Source organism: Peribacillus sp. 05N428 (assembly GCF_056397085.1).
In genome coordinates, this window is record NZ_JBFTMS010000016.1 from 63,358 (window position 1) to 80,651 (window position 17,294).

Genomic DNA, 17,294 nt, shown 5'->3' on the forward strand with positions numbered 1-17,294 from the left:
ATCACTGCACACCCTTCACATTATTCTCATTTAACTTGAACCCTAGCGCTGCAGCTTTTTTCCAAATTCTCTCGTATGTACTAAGTTCAGCAACCTGCACTTTTAAATCATCATTCACTTTACCCTGTTCTTCAATCGATGTTTCCACTAGCTGGATCTCTTTATTCGTTTCATAGATGGCCGCTTGATTAGAGACTATTTTCACTCCCATGAAGGTGACCATGATAGCAAGGGCACATAGTAAGAAAACTTCACCAATGGATATCTTCGCTTTACGGATGACCACTGTTTGCTGTGTCTGTTGCTGCTGTTGGTCTTCATATTGCTGTTCTTGTACTTTTTTGGCTATGGAACTCATTCATGTTCCCCCTCACTGATTTTTTTCTGTAATCATTGCTTTTCGGCGATTCTTAGCTTAGCCGACCGGGAACGATTATTCCCTTCCAACTCTTCTTCTGAAGGTAAAATCGGTTTTCTCGTAATTATTTTCATAGTTGGCTTGAATTCATCCGGGATAACTGGAAGTCCAGGCGGAAGATCCGGCATGCTACTGGCCTTTTTAAATACCGTTTTACAAATTCTATCTTCGAGCGAATGGAATGTAATAACAGATATTCTTCCCTCTCTATCCAAAAGCGAAATGGCCTGCTCCAGGGAATCTTCAAAGACACCAAGTTCGTCATTCACAGCGATCCTTATTGCTTGGAACACTCGTTTCGCAGGGTGCCCGCCTTTACGCCTTGCCGGGGCCGGTATCCCATCCTTAATTAATTCCACAAGTTCGAACGTCGTTTCAATCGGTTTTATTTCTCGTGCCGCTTCAATTTTCCTGGCAATTTGTTTCGAAAACTTTTCTTCTCCATATTGGAAGAAAATTCTCAGCAAATCATGGAATGACCAAGTATTCACGACATCATAGGCAGAAATGGCAGCACTTTGGTCCATCCTCATATCCAAAGGTGCATCATGGTTATAGCTGAAACCACGCTCCGGTGTATCCAATTGTGGGGATGACACACCTAAATCATAAAGGATCCCGTCCACTTTCTCGATTCCCCGGGCATTCAACTCTTCTTTTAAGTATTTAAAATTATTAGGAACAAGAACAATACGTTCGCCATAGCTTTCCAATTTTTCCTTAGCATTCCGAATCGCCGTTTCGTCCTGATCAAAAGCATAAAGCCTGCCCTTGTCAGAGAGCTGTGAAAGTAAGTATTCGCTGTGACCGGCTCCTCCTAAAGTACAATCCACATAAATTCCATCAGGTTTGATGTTCAATCCATCAACCGTCTCTTTTAATAACACTGTTGTATGTTGAAACATGCTAGACATCCTTCCAATCGGTTATTGAGTGACTCTATTTCTGAGGGCAGCCTTAAATATCAAAGCCAATCATATTTTCTGCTATCTCAGCGAAAGAATCCTCCGAAGCTGAAAAATAGTTTTCCCAAAGGGATTTGCTCCAAATCTCAATACGATTGGTAACACCAAGAATTACACATTCTTTTTCCAATTGGCCATATGAAGTAAGCGGCGTGGGGATATTAATTCGCCCTTGTTTATCAATTTCGCATTCTGTAGCTGCAGAAAAGAAAAAACGGGTAAAGGCTCGGGCATCTTTTTTTGTTAAAGGCAGGGCTTTCAGCTTTTCTTCTAGCAGCTTCCACTCTTCCATAGGGTAACCAAATAAACATTGATCGAGTCCGCGGGTAAGGACAAATTGCTCCCCGAGATTTTCCCTGAATTTCACCGGGACTATCAAACGGCCCTTTATATCGATGTTATGATGGTACTCTCCCATGAACATACCCAATACCCCCACATTCTAATCTCAATGTACCACATTCCCCCACCTTTCTCCACTTGTTTTTACTTTCTCCTTCCAAGTAAAAATTACCTTCTTTTCTTATTAAGTTTATTTAGCCAAATTATTCAAAGAAACGTGCATTTCCCTCGAATGCACTCAAACTAAGACGCAGGCCCACTATTACTGTCGAAGCCCCGCCTGACAAGTACTCAGGAAACAGAAAAAAGACAGGCTTTAGCACCTGTCTTTTTTTCACATTTCAATCCCTCCATCAGGATTGGTTTGTGGCAACCGTATTCAAAATGATCTATCCGCCACTTTTCCCCAAAACGGATGGTTTTTCTAAATGAAAATCAATTTATGCTGATTATTGAAGCGATAGTCCAGTTTCATCATATCCCTTACGAGCTCTGGCCCATATTGATTCAAGTAATAAAACACATTCCAAATCCTCTCCTGGGGTGATTCGAGAGGGTACAGCGAATTTGCTATCCGATCATATTTTTTCAAGATGACCGAATGTCTTTCCTTTGTACGGTCACCGATTTTGCCATAGATGAAATTCAATTGTTTTTGAATGAATTCAATGTTCTTGTTCAACATTGGCTCGAGTCCTCTATCCAAAGAGACAGCGTGGACAAATAGCTTTTCATGGTTCTCTTCAAGCTGTGATTTCAGCGTCCCGAACAGGGTGTCAATCGTCTCATCTTTAACGGAATCAAGGTAACTTTCCACAGCATTAGCGGTCCCTTCAGTCAGAACAGTTTCCAAACTGAGTTCCATTTCTTCAAGGTCGCTTTGGATACTCCGCTCCACCAGCGTGATGTTTAACCTAGGAATGATTGGCGGCATCTTCATGGAAAACAACTCAAACACCTTTTTTAATTCTGCCCAATAGGCTATTTCCCCTGGCCCAGAAACGAAAGCCAATACAGGGAAAAGCATTTCCTGCATGAGCGGGCGTGTAATGACATTGTTGCTTAATCGTTCTGGATGATTTCTGGCTATCTGCAAGAGTTCATCTCCGGTAAATGATACCTCACCGTTTTTTCCGCTGAAACCGCCTTCTACACGTTCGAGTAAACATCGATCTTTTTTTTCTGGATCATAATAAAATAAATTAGCGGCCTGTTTATCCATTTCAATCATTTTTGCATACCCTTTTGCATGCATGAATGATTGCTGTTCCTCGACCACTTCAGCAATCCGTCCACTTTCATTGACCATCGATTCAAAGTATGCCTTCTCGATTCGCCTTAAATCCGGATCTCCGGCATCGACTAGTAAAAGGCCATATTCTTTGAACCATTCATGAATCAGCTCGGCGAAGAAATCGACGAAAGTATTCGATCTCTTAATGGTTTCCTTCATATCAATCAGGAGTTTGTTCGTAAATTCCGTTTCTCCATATGTTTCAATGATTTCCTCAAGCCACTTCTCTGCCTTTTCCGTTTCCAGCTCCACATCGGAAACCATTGTTTTATATGGCTGGTAGGAAGGGTAGGTTTTTTTATCGGGTTTTCCGTTTTTCATAACATAAACATGATTGACTTCAGCCAAATCATGATCTTCTCCAGCTATCCAAAAAACCGGAATGACTGGCTGCCCCAGTTTTTTTTCCTGTTCTTCCGCAAGCTTAATGATCGATATCACTTTATGAATGGTATACAGCGGCCCTGATAATAACCCTGCCTGCTGTCCTCCAATCACAACCACGGAATCATCCCTGCGCAACCTTTCAATATTACCCTTAACTGCCTCACTGAACGAAAGACGAGACATGTATTGTTGTATGTAATCCGACAATTCCCCACGTGAAAAAGAGCGGTTCATCAATTCTTCATATCTATTGAGATAAATGTCAGGCTTAGACAAGTCATAGTGAAAATAATCCTCCGTTTCAAGACGGTTTTGTAAATAGTCCGATGCAAAACGGTTTAAAGATGGTAACGCGAGATCTTTCATCTCCATTTCTGTTCTCCCTTTCTCTGCAACTACAATTCTTTTTAGAGTATAACATTCCGGTTTAAGAAAACAAAAGAAGTTGCCCAGCAGCAGAAAATTGATGCGTTGTTCTATGTTATGTAGTCAATATCTTCGTAATACTTGTGATTATTCCAATGGAAAACAATAGAAGGTAAGCCACGAAAAAGAAGGCGAAGTTCACTCTCCAAAAACCCTTTAATACCTTATGGAAAATGATTTCTCCTTTTACCTTGTAATGGACAAGAACCACCACGAATGCGTTGATGATCATGATGAGCATGATCACCCAAAGAATTTGCATATCCCAAATCGTAATGATCAAATAATGGACGGATAATACGAACAGCAGCGTACTCATGTCCATTGCAAATTGAACGGAGCGCCGATGGTTTCCAGTGAATTGTTTGGCACCTATAAAAAAAAGTATATACCCTACGAAAGGCAAGGTAATAAATATCGCGGCAAGGCTTGAAACTACGTACGGCACATCCTCATCCCCCCTGAGACTCTTTTCCTTTGACCATCTTATATAGAGAAGACGTCAGGCAATCACTTTTCCCTTTATTCTTTGCCTCCGAGAGGATATGACCCAAAATGGCATCAATTTCCGTTTTACGGCCATTTTCTAAATCTTTTAGCATGGACGATCGATTTTCAGCAGTTGCCATGCAAACGGATTTCACATGTTCAAATGACTCTTCCTTATTTTGAACTTCCAAAATACCGGAGATTTCCCCGAAAAGATCTTGAAATAATTGGTAGTGAAAAGAGTTAGTGATTAAACCGCCATTTTCCACACCAAGTATCGCCGTTAATGGATTTATCACCGCATTGACGACAAGTTTATCCATCAGCATCGAGTGAAAATCTTCACTCGTCGTAAAAGGAAAATGATCGATCCTTTCATTCATGAGCGATAGTTGCCCAAGTTCCCCTCTAAAGGAAGCGATCCTTGTAATGCCAAGCCCCGTATGCTCCACGGTATTCCCGTCATGTTTCAATGCACCATGCTCCACTACCCCCACATATATGGTCGGGGATTGAAGCTGCTTTAAATAAGAAATATGCCCATAGCCATTCTGCAAGAATAGCAATGGAACCTGAATACCTTTGATCCTAGGCAATATTTGCGGCAGGTGATATTGCTTGACTGCCACTATTAGAAGATCCACATCCGATATCCCTTCATCCAGCCCCTTGGAAATGATGCCCGTCAGCAGTCGGCTTTCACCATCCGCAATAAGACGGATTCCATCACGTTGGATGATGGACGCCTGATCCGCAGTATGAGTATAGAGAGTCACATTATGTTTTTCACTTAAATGGGACGCAAACAGCAGCCCTATGGCCCCTCCGCCAATGATTCCAATTCTCATAATAACCTTCCTTACTTTTTTATATATATTTACTATTTTATCACATTATCTTTTTTAGCCTGCACCAATTTTCCCATCGTTGGAAAACGCAGCCAATCTGATTGAACGAAACGATGGAACTGCCATTAACGATGGCTCGTCATAAAATACCAATGGAAAGAATGATTAATACGCAATTGAAGATATATTTTCTTCTTTAAGTGTTAATTTAATGGTATATTAGATACGAAAAGCTTAGCCATTTTGAAGACTTTACAGGAACAAAAGATAACTCCAAACTCACCCCAAGAGATTGAAGGGAAAAGGGCGGGGGATATAAGGCTATAAGCATTTAGTCAGCTAGGATAAGTCGATGATGTCATACTAGATTTAACCTAAGTTGAAATTCCACATGGCAAAGATCAGTGGGATGACTTTCAAAGGGTACTATCGGAAGAGGTTTATCAGAATTAAGGGGGAGCTTTTTTATGGAATACAAGGTTGAACGATTACTTGTAAATTTTAAAACGCTTGAGGAATTCAAAAAATTCAAAGAATATGGGATACAGGAACTGTCCATGCTAGATGATTTAGAGGGTAACATCATCGAAAATGACAGCCAATCACCTTTTTACGGAATCTTTTATGGCGATAAACTTGTAGCTCGCATGAGCCTGTATAAAAGAAGCGCTAAATTCGACCAGTATTTTGACAATTCCAGGGATTTCCTTGTGCTTTGGAAACTTGAAGTCCTGCCTAACTATCAGAAAAAAGGTTATGGAAGAGCTTTGGTCGAATTCGCCAAAAGCCTGAACATGCCTATCAAAACCAACCCAAGAGTCCATTCACAAGACTTTTGGAAAAAGATGGGTTTTTCTGCTGTTTCCTATGACTTGGACAGGGACCTCGGAGAAAACCCGCTGATTTGGAGCCCATTTGACATACAAGATAAGGAAGAAATAGATACACAAGAATAAGGAAGCATCAAGAAAATGCGGGCGGATTTTCCCACCCGCATTTTTTATTTATTGACCCTTTCCAAATTACCATTCTTATCCATTTGAAAACTCACCTTCGGATTCGCCTTTTCGTCCTCCTGGACACTAAGTTTTCTTGCGCGCTCCATGATCTGCATTAACGCACGATAATCTTCCTCAACAGCTTTCAGGTTTTCCTTAAGCAGGACATTCTCTTCCAGTAATCGGACATTTTCCCGTTCAAGAAATAGGGAACGCTCAGAAATCCGTTCTTTTTCCTTATTATCAAGCTGAAAGAATTCATCCATTTTGGTTAAATATAATATAACTTCCTGAAGGGTAATAGATTCTTTATCTTCATGCTCGGGCGTTATTTCTTCAATCGTGACATTTTCGACCGCTGCAATCGAATCCCTTTCCACTTCAGGATTATTGACTACCTGTTCTTTCCTTTGTTTTTTCGCCAGCTCTATCCCTGATTTATATTGCTTCCTAACAAAGGAATTCCAACGGAACCCACAAGCAGCAGATGTCCTTGATAACTGTTTCCCCACTTCTTCAAACGCCTTTAATTGTGTACTGCCTTCCCGTATATGCCTCAGTACCACTTCAGCCAACAACAGATCCTCATCATGAGTCCATGCATCTTGTCTCGCAATCGTCATCTCTCTACCTCCTTAGCAAGTTTTAATTCATAATATGCACATGCTAGGAAAGATAGAAGATATATAGAGCTGTAATATTTATTTTTTCTTATTTAGAAAACGCTCGACTGCAGCATGGTGCTCATCACTCGCCCACAGTTTGGAACATTCCCGGATTTCCGCATCCATTCTTCCTTTAAGCCCGCTATCCTGCCATTTATGGACCAGCAATCGTTTATAGGCCATCAATACCCCTTTCTCATGGCGAAGAAAATCTTCCGCAAACCATTCCCATCCATCCGTACCTTCTCCGACTACCTCATCTACGAAACCAAGTTCCTTCGCTTCCTCAGCTTTATGTATTTTTGCATCCAATAATAGCTTTAGCGCTTTTTGCTCTGGTATTTTTTCAAGTAAAAGCGAAGCTCCGCCCCAGCCAGTCGTTATTCCTAGAGTACCTTGTACAAACCCTAGCCTAGCTTCCCTCTTTGCTAACCTGAAATCACAAGCTGTCGCTATTTCGCATCCGCCGCCGAAAGCACTTCCATTGATTAGCGCTATTGTCGGTTTTGGGAAAACTGCTAGTTTATACAGAATTTCACCCATTTTCGATAACATAGAAAAGGCCTCTTCTTCTGTATGCAAATCCTGAAATTCCCTTAGATCCCCGCCTGAACAGAACGCCTCAGAGCCCGCGCCGGTCAGGACCAGCAACTTAACTTCATCATCGCTTGCAGCTTCCGACAATATCGACTCAAGTTCGTCCATCAGCTGATAATTCACGGCATTCCTTTTCTCCGGTCTATTAAATAGGAGCTTCATGAAACCGCGTTTATCCATTTCAACTTCAATCACCTGATCCATGTAAACACCTTCTCCAAAATCATCGGCAAACACAAATGATTCGAAATATTCTGCCAAATATATTTGTAAAAAAAGCACAGAGAAAAATCCCTGCGCTTTGATTAGCGTGTTGCATCAAGAGAGCTAAGCTCTCAAGTAGGTCAAGAAATTATTTTGCGACAACTTCTTTTCCTTTATATGTTCCACATTCTTTACAAACGTGATGTGAAAGAGTCATTCCACCACAGCTCGGGCATTCTACCATACCAGGTACTTGAAGCTTGAAGTGCGTACGACGTTTTCTTTTTACAGTTTTCGACGTTCTTCTAAAAGGTACAGCCATTATTCCCACCTCCTTAAAAAATATAAAAAAGCTGGAAAAATCGGATTAACGATTTTTCGTTCCAATCAAGATTCTTTATTGTTGTCAAAAAAGTCGGCAAGCTTTGCAAATCTCGGATCAACCTTATGCTCATTTTCCTCTTCGGAAATAACAGCCCAGTCTTTCCCAGATTGAGGAGCAGCTTCATTCGAATCGACATCCTCACAAAAAACCTGCATCGGAATTTCTAGCAATAAATTTTCTTTAATTACCGGTATTAGGTCTACAACGTCGCCTTCCACAACAGTGACATCATCTCCGTAGAAATCTGTGCCATCTGCCTTTAAAAGAAAGGTTTCCTTTGTATCAATATCAATCGGATATTTAACGTCTACCAGTGTACGGGAGCAAGGTAATGTTAATTCACCTGAAAGATGCAAGTGAAAAGTAATCTCGGTCGAGCTGATATCAGCTCTTCCTGTTACTCTGATCGGAGAAACATCGCGAATTTGCGGGTCTCTTTCTCTAATGTCCAAGACATCCACCAGTTCATCAAACCGTAAATCTTTGTCCCGAATTTTTTGAAGTTGACTAATCGTCCATTTCAAATGAAATCACCTCAAGGCAACAAAAATAATTATAGCTTTCAATTATAAGTTTGTCAATATTTTTTCTTTACACTATAATGTAGTCATCCTAACTGATTGTCTAAGTTTTATGAATCATTTCTAACAAAAAATCCAGACGATTACTTATAGTAATTTTACTTGAAATACTATTTTAGCACTAAGTTGATAAAATACAAAGTTTTTCTCTGAGGTGAACGAATGAAAGCTTGCGGTTTAGTAGTCGAATATAACCCTTTTCATAATGGACATGTTTTACATGCAAGAGAAAGTAGAGAAAAAACAGGTGCAGATGTTGTTGTCGCTGTTATGAGCGGGCCCTTCTTACAGCGTGGCGAGCCCGCTATCGTCAGCAAGTGGACACGCGCTGAAATGGCCTTGAATGGCGGCATTGATCTTGTCATTGAGCTGCCATATGCTTTCGCGACACAGAAGGCTGAAATATTTGCAAAAGGATCTATTGCTCTTTTGGAATCCCTTGGCTGTGACTCCTTTTGCTTCGGAAGCGAGGATGGCAAAATTGAACCATTCATCATCGCCCACAGAATCCTTTCGGAAAATTCCGCTGCATTCGATGCCGCAATCAAATCGGCCATGGATGCCGGTAATAGTTATCCGGCAAGTGCTGCCCAGGCTTATCGTTCGATCATCCATGGTGATGCGGCATTGGATTTGACAAAGCCGAATAATATCCTTGGAAAGGAATATGTAAGTGCTGCCCTTTCAAACGGCTACTCCATTCGCCCTTATACGATTCAAAGGGTCGCTGCCGGGTACCATGAAACAAAGTTGTCCAAAAACCCTATTGCCAGCGCAACGGGGATACGTAAAGCCATCCATGAACACCAGGAATTACATTCAGTTTCCAGTTACATTCCTCAAGCGACGATGAGTGGCCTTGAGCAATATTTAACGCACTACCATGCCTTGCATGACTGGGAAATGTATTGGTCCATGTTGAAATACCGTATCCTTTCCTCCTCTTTAACCGAATTGGCAGGAATATACGAAGTTGAGGAAGGCATAGAGCACCGAATGAAGGAGATGGCCAACCAATCTTCGAGCTTTTCTGGATTCATGGCAGCGCTGAAGACAAAACGCTACACATGGACACGGCTGCAGCGGATGTGTGTCCATATATTGACGCATACATTCAAGGAACAGGTGATTCATAATGACCAACCGGCCTATATCAGACTTCTTGGCATGAATGGCCGGGGACAAGAATATCTTCGTTCTGTAAAAAAAGGCTTGCCCCTCCCTCTCATCTCTAAACTTTCGTCCTATCGGAAGCAGGACATCGATATGGACTTGCGAGCGGCACAGGTGTATGCACTGGGCTTGCCCGAGCCGCATCAAGCTGCATTGATGCAACGTGAATATGAATCTCCCGTCATTTTCAAATGAAGAAGGATTCAAGCTTGGTCCGTTTCATCCTTAAGTGTAAAAAGAAAATGAAAAAAGCGCAAACAGTAGATGACTGCCTGCGCTTTTTTTCATTTTTCTTTTCCATTTAGCTTCGTTAAATAGGCTACTGCATCTTCAAAGTTGTCAACCGGCACGATCTTCATGTCAGTGTCAATATCCTTTGCTGCAATGAGTGCATCTTCATAATTCGAACCCGCTGCTCCGTTTTCATTCGGGGCAAAGAATATTTCGGCTCCAGACTTATCGGCTGCAACAATTTTCTGTTGAATTCCGCCAATTGGACCGACTGTCCCATCATCAGACATCGTCCCTGTACCCGCTATGTCATATCCATTTGTAAGATCGCCTTTCGTTAATTGATTATAAATTTCCAATGAAAACATTAAACCAGCCGAAGGACCGCCTATATGTTCTGAATCTATGGCAATCGCCGGTTTTGTGGTCACTCTTCGATTGTCATCCAGCGAAATGCCGATTCCTACCCTATTTGGGTCATTTTTAAAAGGCTGCAATGAAAGAACGGCCGTTTTCTCCGTCTCTTCCCGCTTATAAACTATTTTAACTTCATCTCCAGCCTTCTTTTCGTTAATATAGTCCATGAATTCCTGTGCAGACTTGAATTTAACATCATCAACTTGAATGATTTGATCGCCCGCTTTCAGCTCTTTTGCTGCCGGCATTCCTTTTAGCACGTCCAAAACATATACACCCAGGTACTCGTATTCGACTTCTTTCCCTGCTTTTTCATATGCGATCTTAATGGCATTATTTTTAGAACCATCCATTAAATGGAGCTGCCTGATATTATATTCTTCATCTGTTTCATCTTCGCTTCTGATGGAGGTTTCTGGATAAAGCTCCTGATATTTGCTCCACTTCGCCATCATGTAGGAATATATATTCGCCCGGCCCATCCTTACAGTGGTTAACATAAAGCTTCCTTTTGCTTCATCTCCTCCGGATACCTCAATGATTGGCTCCAATTCTTTAGCCATTCCTGGTTTCGATACATAAAAAGGTAGGGAATAAAGGGCTGATGCTATGAGAAGTATAGCCACCACCAGGAAAGTGCGTACATACGTTTTACGGCTCATCTTCAAAGGACTCCTTCCAAGTAACAATGCTCTGCTTAATTTGATCTATCTTACCTCTTGCTGCTTCTTCTCCAATACTAATTATTTCCTGTACGTTTGTAAATGATTTCGAGCTGTATTTCTCAACCCTGGGGCGTATCATGACGTCTGAAGCAAACTCCCTGCTTTTAACCAGCTCCATTTGCAGGATATCGAGGCTTTGCATGATGACGTCATATATGGAGTTTATCTCCATATCCTGTTTCACGTGGGCTACATCCACACCAATTATGATGTCTGCTCCCATGTCCTTCACAACTGAAACAGGAACCCTGTCAACTACGCCGCCATCAACAAGCAGTCTGTTTCCGATTCTTTCGGGAATGAAAATCCCGGGAATGGAGATGCTTGCCCTTACAGCCGGTGCGATGGGACCTTCCTGAAAAATGACTTTTTCCCCCGTTTTTATATCAGTGGCTACCACCGCCACAGGAATATCAAGTTCTTCAAATTTCTTGCCATATGTAAATACCCTGATTAAATCCTTTGTCCGCTTACCCGAGATGAAGCCCATCTTAGGTATGGTGAAGTCCAAATAATACTTCCGCTTAAATGCACGGGACAACTTATACAGCCTCTCGATATCCGACCCCGCTCCATAAAAGGCTGCAACCATTGCTCCCATGCTGCTTCCAGCAATCATATCTATCGGAATGCCTTCTTGCTGCAATACCTTTATCACGCCAATATGTGCAAACCCCCTAGCTCCTCCTGACCCAAGTGCAAGCCCGACCTTTGGTTTCGACAAAGATATCCCTCCCGCTTTAACTAGTTCAAAATATTGAAATAACACTCATTCAAAGTTATGGTCTTAAACGGATTTATAGAAGCATATTATTTATATTGACAGTGAAACAAGCATGGCAGATATATTCCATGCAGCCAATGTAAGTGAAGGGCTGCGCGGAAATTCCATTGTGCGGATCATCCCTCTTTACATGTCGGTACAATCCTTATTCCATCATGCGCTTACTTTCGAGAAAAAGAAGTTCATATTTTATTATATACGAAACGAACTGCCCTTATTTAGTAACCTTCAAGAGGAGGCTGAATTTTGCTAAAATCAAAATCTAAAACAGTACTGTTAGCTACCTCCGTCACGATGATGGCAGTTGGCTTGATCATCTTCCCCCAAGAATCCTTTGAAGCTTCCAAAGGCGGACTGAATATTTGGTGGACAATTGTTTTCCCTTCGCTTCTGCCTTTCTTGATTTTCTCGGAGTTATTAATCAGTTTTGGGGTTGTCAGGTTCATTGGTGTCATGCTCGAACCATTTATGCGTCCCTTATTCCGTGTACCAGGAGTGGGCGGTTTCGTTTGGGCGATGGGACTTGCATCAGGGTTTCCAGCCGGGGCGAAATTCACTGTAAGGCTTCGTCAGGAAGAACAATTGACCCGCATTGAAGCTGAAAGACTCGTTTGTTTTACTAATTCATCCAATCCATTGTTCCTATTCGTTGCCGTTGCCGTTGGTTTTTTCCACAATCCTCATTTAGGGATCATCCTTGCACTTTCCCACTACCTAGGAAATATTTGTGTAGGCATCATCATGCGTTTTTACCGTTGGAAAGAAGAAAAATCCCATGCAAAAGTACTGACCAAGCTCCCCTCCATAAGACAAGCCTTTAGTCAAATGCATCGAACCAGAATAAAAGAAACAAGACCATTTGGCAGTTTACTTGGAGATGCAGTACTCTCATCCATCCAAACCCTATTGATGATCGGGGGGTTCATCATTCTCTTTTCTGTGGTGAACAAGCTTTTATTTCATATGAACATCACCGGATTGCTAGCATCTGGGGTCGGAGGAATTCTACATATTTTTAATTTCCCGGATTCCTTAAGCCTTCCCTTCATATCAGGTATGTTTGAAATGACTCTAGGTTCAAAATTAACCAGCACGGTCGAAGAGGCGACACTCTTTCAGCAAACCGTGATGACAAGTTTCATCTTAGCTTTCAACGGGTTCAGCATTCAAGCGCAAGTGGCCAGCATCATTGCCGCAACGGACATTCGTTTCACTCCCTTTTTTCTGGCTAGGATTGCACATGGCCTTCTTGCATCCATTATCACCGTCCTGCTTTGGGAACCATTCTATAAAGGCAAAATGTACAGCGGCAGCCCGATAAACGCATTCCCGGTCAGCGGATCCGGTGAACACGCGAATTCCCTATATCAAAGCATGCTTGAAATAGGTCCCATTCTAACACTCGTGTTTTTGATCCTATACATCATCATATTTACCAAAAGGTTATTCAAAGGCCTTTCGTAAACCAAAAAAGAGCATTGCGCGTTGGCAATGCTCTTTTTTTCTATCCTTTCAGTTCCTCGTATTTTTTGGCCAGAGCTTTCTGGACGACACTTGGCACTAGTTCGGAAATATCCCCGCCATACTTCGCTACCTCTTTCACGATACTCGAACTCAAGAAAGAATATTGATTTTTCGTCATGATAAAGAATGACTCTATTTTACTGTTAAGGAATCGGTTCATCGAAGTTCCCTGCATTTCATATTCAAAGTCGGAAGTCGCCCTCAATCCCCTGATGATGGCATTCGCGGAAACGCTTTCAGCATAGTCGACCGTCAATCCTTGATAGAAATCCACTTTAACATTCGGCATATGGGCAGTCGCTTCAGTAATCAGTTCCAGCCTCTCCTCCACTGTAAAAAGGGAGTTTTTCGCTGAATTGTTCACGATGACCACATATACCTCATCAAAAACATTCGCTCCCCTTTGAATGATATCAAGATGACCAAATGTTATTGGATCAAAACTCCCCGGACAAATCGCTATTTTGGACATTCATAGTTCCCCCTGTTCGTGTACGTTTCCCCATTGATAAATCGTAACGGCAATGACGCCATAAACTTCTTTTCTCTTAACGGTAAAGTCACCAACTTTTTCTGGCAAAGTAACATCATGGCCATGCTCACAAACAATGTATCCCATATCGTTCAGCAATCGGTATTTATGTATTTCTTCAAGAATCTCAACTAGCTTTTGTTTCTTATAAGGTGGATCAAGAAAAATCAAATCAAAAGTCATTTCCCTTTTCACCAAAGCCTTTAATGCACGTTCTGAATCATTTTTATAAACTTCTGCACGGTCTGAAAACTTGCATAGTTCCAAATTAGCCTTAACCGTTTGATTTGCTTTAAAATCCCGGTCGACAAATATGGCTTTTTCCATGCCTCTGCTTAACGCTTCAATTCCCAGTCCACCGCTTCCGGCAAACAAGTCGAGGACCAGCCCTCCTTCGAAATAAGGACCAATCATGTTGAAAATGGATTCCTTGACTTTATCAGTAGTCGGCCGGGTTCCTGTACCCGGTACAGCCTTAAGTGGTCTTCCTTTGCAAATTCCGGAAACGACCCTCATCATTCTCACCACATTTTATGACAAATTTCTGTTACTTTCCTATCCTAACATATTAGAAAAAGCTAGCCAATATTTAAACCCATTTGGCTTCATTTCCATGATGAAAAGAACATAACATTTCGTACCATGGATAGTAGATATCCATTCTTTTTATAAATCTTTTACATGTTGAATAATAAAGTGGTTTTTGGCAATAATGTGAATAACAACATTCCTTTTTAGGTGTTGTTGCCAACCGCGGAGAAGGCTTACGTTTCCCCATAAGTTCTTCCTCCGGTTTCTCCTCTCCCTTTGCCTTCTGGTCCTTAGTTAGACATAGAAGGACCCTGCATATTTTTGCAGGGCTTTTTTTTATTGATAAACCACTTATTTCTAATTTCCTTTATCATCATTCGTCAATGAAGTTGTCCTTCTCTTTTATGAGGGATAATGATAAAGTAATGAATAATAAGTTAGTTAGGAGAGGTTTAATTGATTCAACGTTTTATTGAAATTGGACAAGGATATTCCGATATATATGAGTTGCTGGAAGTAGGCCGCAATCAGAAACATCGAGTTGCAAGGCTCTTGGCCATGCATACTACTATAAATGATAAAAAGGTAACGTCATTGGTCATCGTCATGGAGCCCACAGATCCCGGGAAATTCCAGCCGCTTTACATTTGCCGTGAAGGTATCCCTAACCCACATGCCACCAAAAACAAACGCTATGAGCTTTTTGAGAACTTGGCTGAGGAACTGGATAGGCCAATTATTGAAATCGACGTGAAACCTTCGGTGCTCTTTGCAGAAATCGAGTTGTACTACCAGCACTTAATCGGCATTTTGCGAATGAATAGATATCTGCCGCCATTAGGTTGAAAGATGTTGCTGCCCTGAAAATGAAAAAGCTGACTCCGCATGAGTCAGCTTTTTTCAAATTCCCATTTTATAATCATATTCTTTCGCTTTATCCGGTTTGGAGTTTTCGAACTCCACCTTCAAAAAAGGCTTGTAAGAAAGGTCCACCTTTTTAACGAACGAATAATTATTCAGTTTTTCCACCAGTGGTTCCACTTCATCCATATTCGTATAAAGCACGACATATTTCAACTTTTTTGAAACATAATGGATATTTCCAAATTTCCTAAGCATTTTGGCTTGTTTCAATGTATGTAAATAGACGATGATTCCCTGTCTCGCTCCAAGCATATCAATAACTCCCTTTTATAAAGGTTTTAACTAAGTGTAGCATAGCAGAATCTTTACTTTCAACCAAGAAAAAAAGATTATAAACAAAATTCTCTCACTATTATGAATATATACACTGTGAAGGGAGTCAAACAAACGATGGATTTAAACCAAATTTGGCATCAATTTATTGATCATCTATTGGATAATGATGAAATTACCCAAGCTTCGATAAAAAAGTTCACAGGAATCCCCTTTATATATATCCATTATCATCCGGCACCAAATGATGATGGTAAGCTTCCTCTCTTAATAAAAACAGCCGCAAGCCTTTCAATGCGTGGCAAGCAGCTTCATTGTGAAACCATTTTCGTACGGCAGGAAGAACATTTATATGTATTCCGGCATCGTTTTTATGTGCCGCAGCAAAAGATGTTTTGCTGCGGAAACCTTTGTCCGGATTGTATTTTATATCGCAGTTAATCGCTTTTTGCCACGAATCCGGAATATGTACAATGAAAGAACATGCATCTGTTCATGACCATGTCTCGGCGAGGTTCCAAACATGACACAGCCACCGAACTTCGTATTAATGTCGAATTTCGATGGCTGCATGTTATATACCGGCCGGGAATGTTCCCAATCTGGCCATTACCTTAAGCAGAGCACCCGCAACTTCCCCCGGTTCCGCAACTTCCCGTTGAACATCCGCCGGATGAAACAAAAAATGGATTCCCAGCCGGGGTTTTGACCTGTTCAGAAACAGCTCGGCCAATTCTTCCACTTATTTCATCAAGAACGGATTGCAACTCGGTCTCCGCCCGCTTAAACCTTGCAACGGCAGGATGCATATCCATGTCTCGTTTAGCTTGCCTCGTTTCTAAATTGATGCGTTTATAATCCGGATGATATTTACCGAACCTTTGAACATCTTCAAATAGATCCTTAAGCGAAGTAAACTTTGAAATTATCCGCTGGGCCTCTTTGTCGTTTTGTAATTTATATAAACTAAGGAGGTATTCTTCCCCTATTTCAGAATGAAGGATCATTTCAGCTAATCCATCAGCCTGATGTAAAATGTCGATGATTTCCATAGTAGCAAGCATTAACAAGCTCACCTCCACAACCATTTTACCATTTCTCCCTTTTAGATGCTAATGGTTTGATTAAATCGAGGAAGTGATATGTACCTCAATCTCTTTTTGCAGCCCTGTTTTTTCACCTGCACCATTCAAAATCTCCAGCTTTATTTTATGCATGCCATTCGGAACATCCTTTACGATAAATGCTGCCGTTTTCATATCGACTTTCTTTTGATTATCAATAAATACGGACACAGTTGCCAATTGTTCAGGATTTGATTCAGAAAAACCATAGTTTTTCAAGTAGCACTCAACATAGACGGAGTTGCCTTTTACAAATGTTTTTACCCGAAAGTCCTCATCTGAGTTTTTGATGCTCGATACAGTGGTGGCAGCCTCTAGTGTAGAAACACCTTGTATGGCTACTCCTGAGTTTTCAGGTTCAGGTATTTTCTTGCCACAACCCGTCGCTGCCATCAACACTGTTAGAGCCAATATCAACTTTCTCATTCCATCGTCCCCCTTTTGCCTTTATTGTTCG

Annotated in this window: 23 protein-coding genes; 5 read left to right on the forward strand and 18 right to left on the reverse strand. The window is 41.3% G+C overall.

Features of this window, described 5'->3' with window-relative positions; genetic code table 11:
• Position 1 precedes the first annotated feature (1 nt).
• The 7 genes from ftsL to AC1DIV_RS16030 form a co-directional block, all read right to left on the reverse strand.
• Positions 2 to 358, reverse strand: coding sequence for a cell division protein FtsL (ftsL, locus tag AC1DIV_RS16000; protein ID WP_072272701.1), 357 nt, complete (start codon positions 356 to 358; stop codon positions 2 to 4).
• 32 nt (positions 359 to 390) lie between these two features.
• Positions 391 to 1,323, reverse strand: a complete 933-nt coding sequence (gene rsmH / locus AC1DIV_RS16005; protein WP_340875654.1) for a 16S rRNA (cytosine(1402)-N(4))-methyltransferase RsmH — start codon at positions 1,321 to 1,323, stop codon at positions 391 to 393.
• Positions 1,324 to 1,375: 52 nt separating this feature from the next.
• Complete coding sequence (gene mraZ / locus AC1DIV_RS16010; RefSeq protein ID WP_034313914.1) at positions 1,376 to 1,807, reverse strand: division/cell wall cluster transcriptional repressor MraZ; 432 nt, start codon at positions 1,805 to 1,807, stop codon at positions 1,376 to 1,378.
• A 121-nt stretch (positions 1,808 to 1,928) separates the two neighbouring features.
• A complete protein-coding gene (locus AC1DIV_RS16015; protein ID WP_286676029.1) occupies positions 1,929 to 2,063 on the reverse strand; it encodes a hypothetical protein in 135 nt (44 codons plus the stop codon).
• An 86-nt stretch (positions 2,064 to 2,149) separates the two neighbouring features.
• Positions 2,150 to 3,778, reverse strand: coding sequence for a bacillithiol biosynthesis cysteine-adding enzyme BshC (bshC, locus tag AC1DIV_RS16020; protein ID WP_340875649.1), 1,629 nt, complete (start codon positions 3,776 to 3,778; stop codon positions 2,150 to 2,152).
• Positions 3,779 to 3,887: 109 nt separating this feature from the next.
• Positions 3,888 to 4,280, reverse strand: coding sequence for a DUF3397 domain-containing protein (locus tag AC1DIV_RS16025; protein ID WP_275730360.1), 393 nt, complete (start codon positions 4,278 to 4,280; stop codon positions 3,888 to 3,890).
• 4 nt (positions 4,281 to 4,284) lie between these two features.
• Positions 4,285 to 5,169 carry a 2-dehydropantoate 2-reductase gene (locus AC1DIV_RS16030; protein ID WP_340875647.1) on the reverse strand — a complete coding sequence of 295 codons (885 nt, stop codon included), beginning with the start codon at positions 5,167 to 5,169 and terminating at the stop codon, positions 4,285 to 4,287.
• 467 nt (positions 5,170 to 5,636) lie between these two features.
• On the opposite strand from AC1DIV_RS16030, the gene AC1DIV_RS16035 reads away from it, so the two are divergent.
• Positions 5,637 to 6,125 carry an N-acetyltransferase gene (locus tag AC1DIV_RS16035; RefSeq protein WP_318291365.1) on the forward strand — a complete coding sequence of 163 codons (489 nt, stop codon included), beginning with the start codon at positions 5,637 to 5,639 and terminating at the stop codon, positions 6,123 to 6,125.
• A gap of 44 nt (positions 6,126 to 6,169) precedes the next feature.
• On the opposite strand, the gene AC1DIV_RS16040 is transcribed toward AC1DIV_RS16035, so the two are convergent.
• From AC1DIV_RS16040 to AC1DIV_RS16055, 4 genes are all read right to left on the reverse strand, one after another.
• Positions 6,170 to 6,790: an RsfA family transcriptional regulator gene (locus tag AC1DIV_RS16040; protein WP_048684572.1), complete on the reverse strand. Its 621-nt coding sequence runs from the start codon at positions 6,788 to 6,790 to the stop codon at positions 6,170 to 6,172.
• Positions 6,791 to 6,868: 78 nt separating this feature from the next.
• Positions 6,869 to 7,633 (reverse strand): enoyl-CoA hydratase/isomerase family protein, encoded by a 765-nt coding sequence (locus AC1DIV_RS16045; protein ID WP_340875644.1) that lies wholly within the window; start codon positions 7,631 to 7,633, stop codon positions 6,869 to 6,871.
• A gap of 148 nt (positions 7,634 to 7,781) precedes the next feature.
• A complete protein-coding gene (gene rpmF / locus AC1DIV_RS16050; protein ID WP_034313929.1) occupies positions 7,782 to 7,955 on the reverse strand; it encodes a 50S ribosomal protein L32 in 174 nt (57 codons plus the stop codon).
• A gap of 65 nt (positions 7,956 to 8,020) precedes the next feature.
• The gene (locus AC1DIV_RS16055; RefSeq protein WP_323599218.1) at positions 8,021 to 8,542 is read right to left on the reverse strand and encodes a YceD family protein; all 522 of its coding nucleotides are present in this window, start codon (positions 8,540 to 8,542) and stop codon (positions 8,021 to 8,023) included.
• Positions 8,543 to 8,761: 219 nt separating this feature from the next.
• Here AC1DIV_RS16055 and AC1DIV_RS16060 point away from each other — a divergent pair, with 219 nt between their 5' ends.
• Positions 8,762 to 9,967 carry a nucleotidyltransferase gene (locus tag AC1DIV_RS16060; protein ID WP_340875642.1) on the forward strand — a complete coding sequence of 402 codons (1,206 nt, stop codon included), beginning with the start codon at positions 8,762 to 8,764 and terminating at the stop codon, positions 9,965 to 9,967.
• A gap of 89 nt (positions 9,968 to 10,056) precedes the next feature.
• Here AC1DIV_RS16060 and AC1DIV_RS16065 read toward each other — a convergent pair whose 3' ends face one another.
• Positions 10,057 to 11,082, reverse strand: coding sequence for a SepM family pheromone-processing serine protease (locus tag AC1DIV_RS16065; protein WP_048684565.1), 1,026 nt, complete (start codon positions 11,080 to 11,082; stop codon positions 10,057 to 10,059).
• Positions 11,072 to 11,869, reverse strand: a complete 798-nt coding sequence (locus AC1DIV_RS16070; protein ID WP_034313939.1) for a patatin-like phospholipase family protein — start codon at positions 11,867 to 11,869, stop codon at positions 11,072 to 11,074. Before AC1DIV_RS16070 ends, AC1DIV_RS16065 begins: the two co-directional genes overlap by 11 nt.
• Before the next feature lie 306 nt (positions 11,870 to 12,175).
• Here AC1DIV_RS16070 and ylbJ point away from each other — a divergent pair, with 306 nt between their 5' ends.
• The gene (gene ylbJ / locus AC1DIV_RS16075) at positions 12,176 to 13,393 is read left to right on the forward strand and encodes a sporulation integral membrane protein YlbJ (RefSeq protein WP_063596324.1); all 1,218 of its coding nucleotides are present in this window, start codon (positions 12,176 to 12,178) and stop codon (positions 13,391 to 13,393) included.
• A gap of 40 nt (positions 13,394 to 13,433) precedes the next feature.
• On the opposite strand, the gene coaD is transcribed toward ylbJ, so the two are convergent.
• On the reverse strand, positions 13,434 to 13,925 hold the full coding sequence (gene coaD / locus AC1DIV_RS16080; protein WP_340875639.1) for a pantetheine-phosphate adenylyltransferase: 492 nt from the start codon (positions 13,923 to 13,925) through the stop codon (positions 13,434 to 13,436).
• The gene (rsmD, locus tag AC1DIV_RS16085; RefSeq protein ID WP_127778618.1) at positions 13,926 to 14,501 is read right to left on the reverse strand and encodes a 16S rRNA (guanine(966)-N(2))-methyltransferase RsmD; all 576 of its coding nucleotides are present in this window, start codon (positions 14,499 to 14,501) and stop codon (positions 13,926 to 13,928) included.
• Positions 14,502 to 14,972: 471 nt separating this feature from the next.
• Between rsmD and AC1DIV_RS16090 the strand changes: the two genes are divergently transcribed.
• On the forward strand, positions 14,973 to 15,362 hold the full coding sequence (locus AC1DIV_RS16090) for a DUF7147 family protein (RefSeq protein ID WP_053534320.1): 390 nt from the start codon (positions 14,973 to 14,975) through the stop codon (positions 15,360 to 15,362).
• 54 nt (positions 15,363 to 15,416) lie between these two features.
• Here AC1DIV_RS16090 and AC1DIV_RS16095 read toward each other — a convergent pair whose 3' ends face one another.
• On the reverse strand, positions 15,417 to 15,692 hold the full coding sequence (locus AC1DIV_RS16095; protein ID WP_048684554.1) for a YlbG family protein: 276 nt from the start codon (positions 15,690 to 15,692) through the stop codon (positions 15,417 to 15,419).
• Positions 15,693 to 15,830: 138 nt separating this feature from the next.
• Between AC1DIV_RS16095 and AC1DIV_RS16100 the strand changes: the two genes are divergently transcribed.
• Positions 15,831 to 16,154, forward strand: a complete 324-nt coding sequence (locus AC1DIV_RS16100; protein WP_340875635.1) for a hypothetical protein — start codon at positions 15,831 to 15,833, stop codon at positions 16,152 to 16,154.
• A gap of 173 nt (positions 16,155 to 16,327) precedes the next feature.
• On the opposite strand, the gene AC1DIV_RS16105 is transcribed toward AC1DIV_RS16100, so the two are convergent.
• Entirely contained in the window at positions 16,328 to 16,777 is a 450-nt protein-coding gene (locus AC1DIV_RS16105) for a YlbF/YmcA family competence regulator (protein ID WP_063596543.1), read from the reverse strand.
• A 60-nt stretch (positions 16,778 to 16,837) separates the two neighbouring features.
• A complete protein-coding gene (locus AC1DIV_RS16110; RefSeq protein ID WP_048684546.1) occupies positions 16,838 to 17,263 on the reverse strand; it encodes a hypothetical protein in 426 nt (141 codons plus the stop codon).
• Positions 17,264 to 17,294 lie beyond the last annotated feature (31 nt).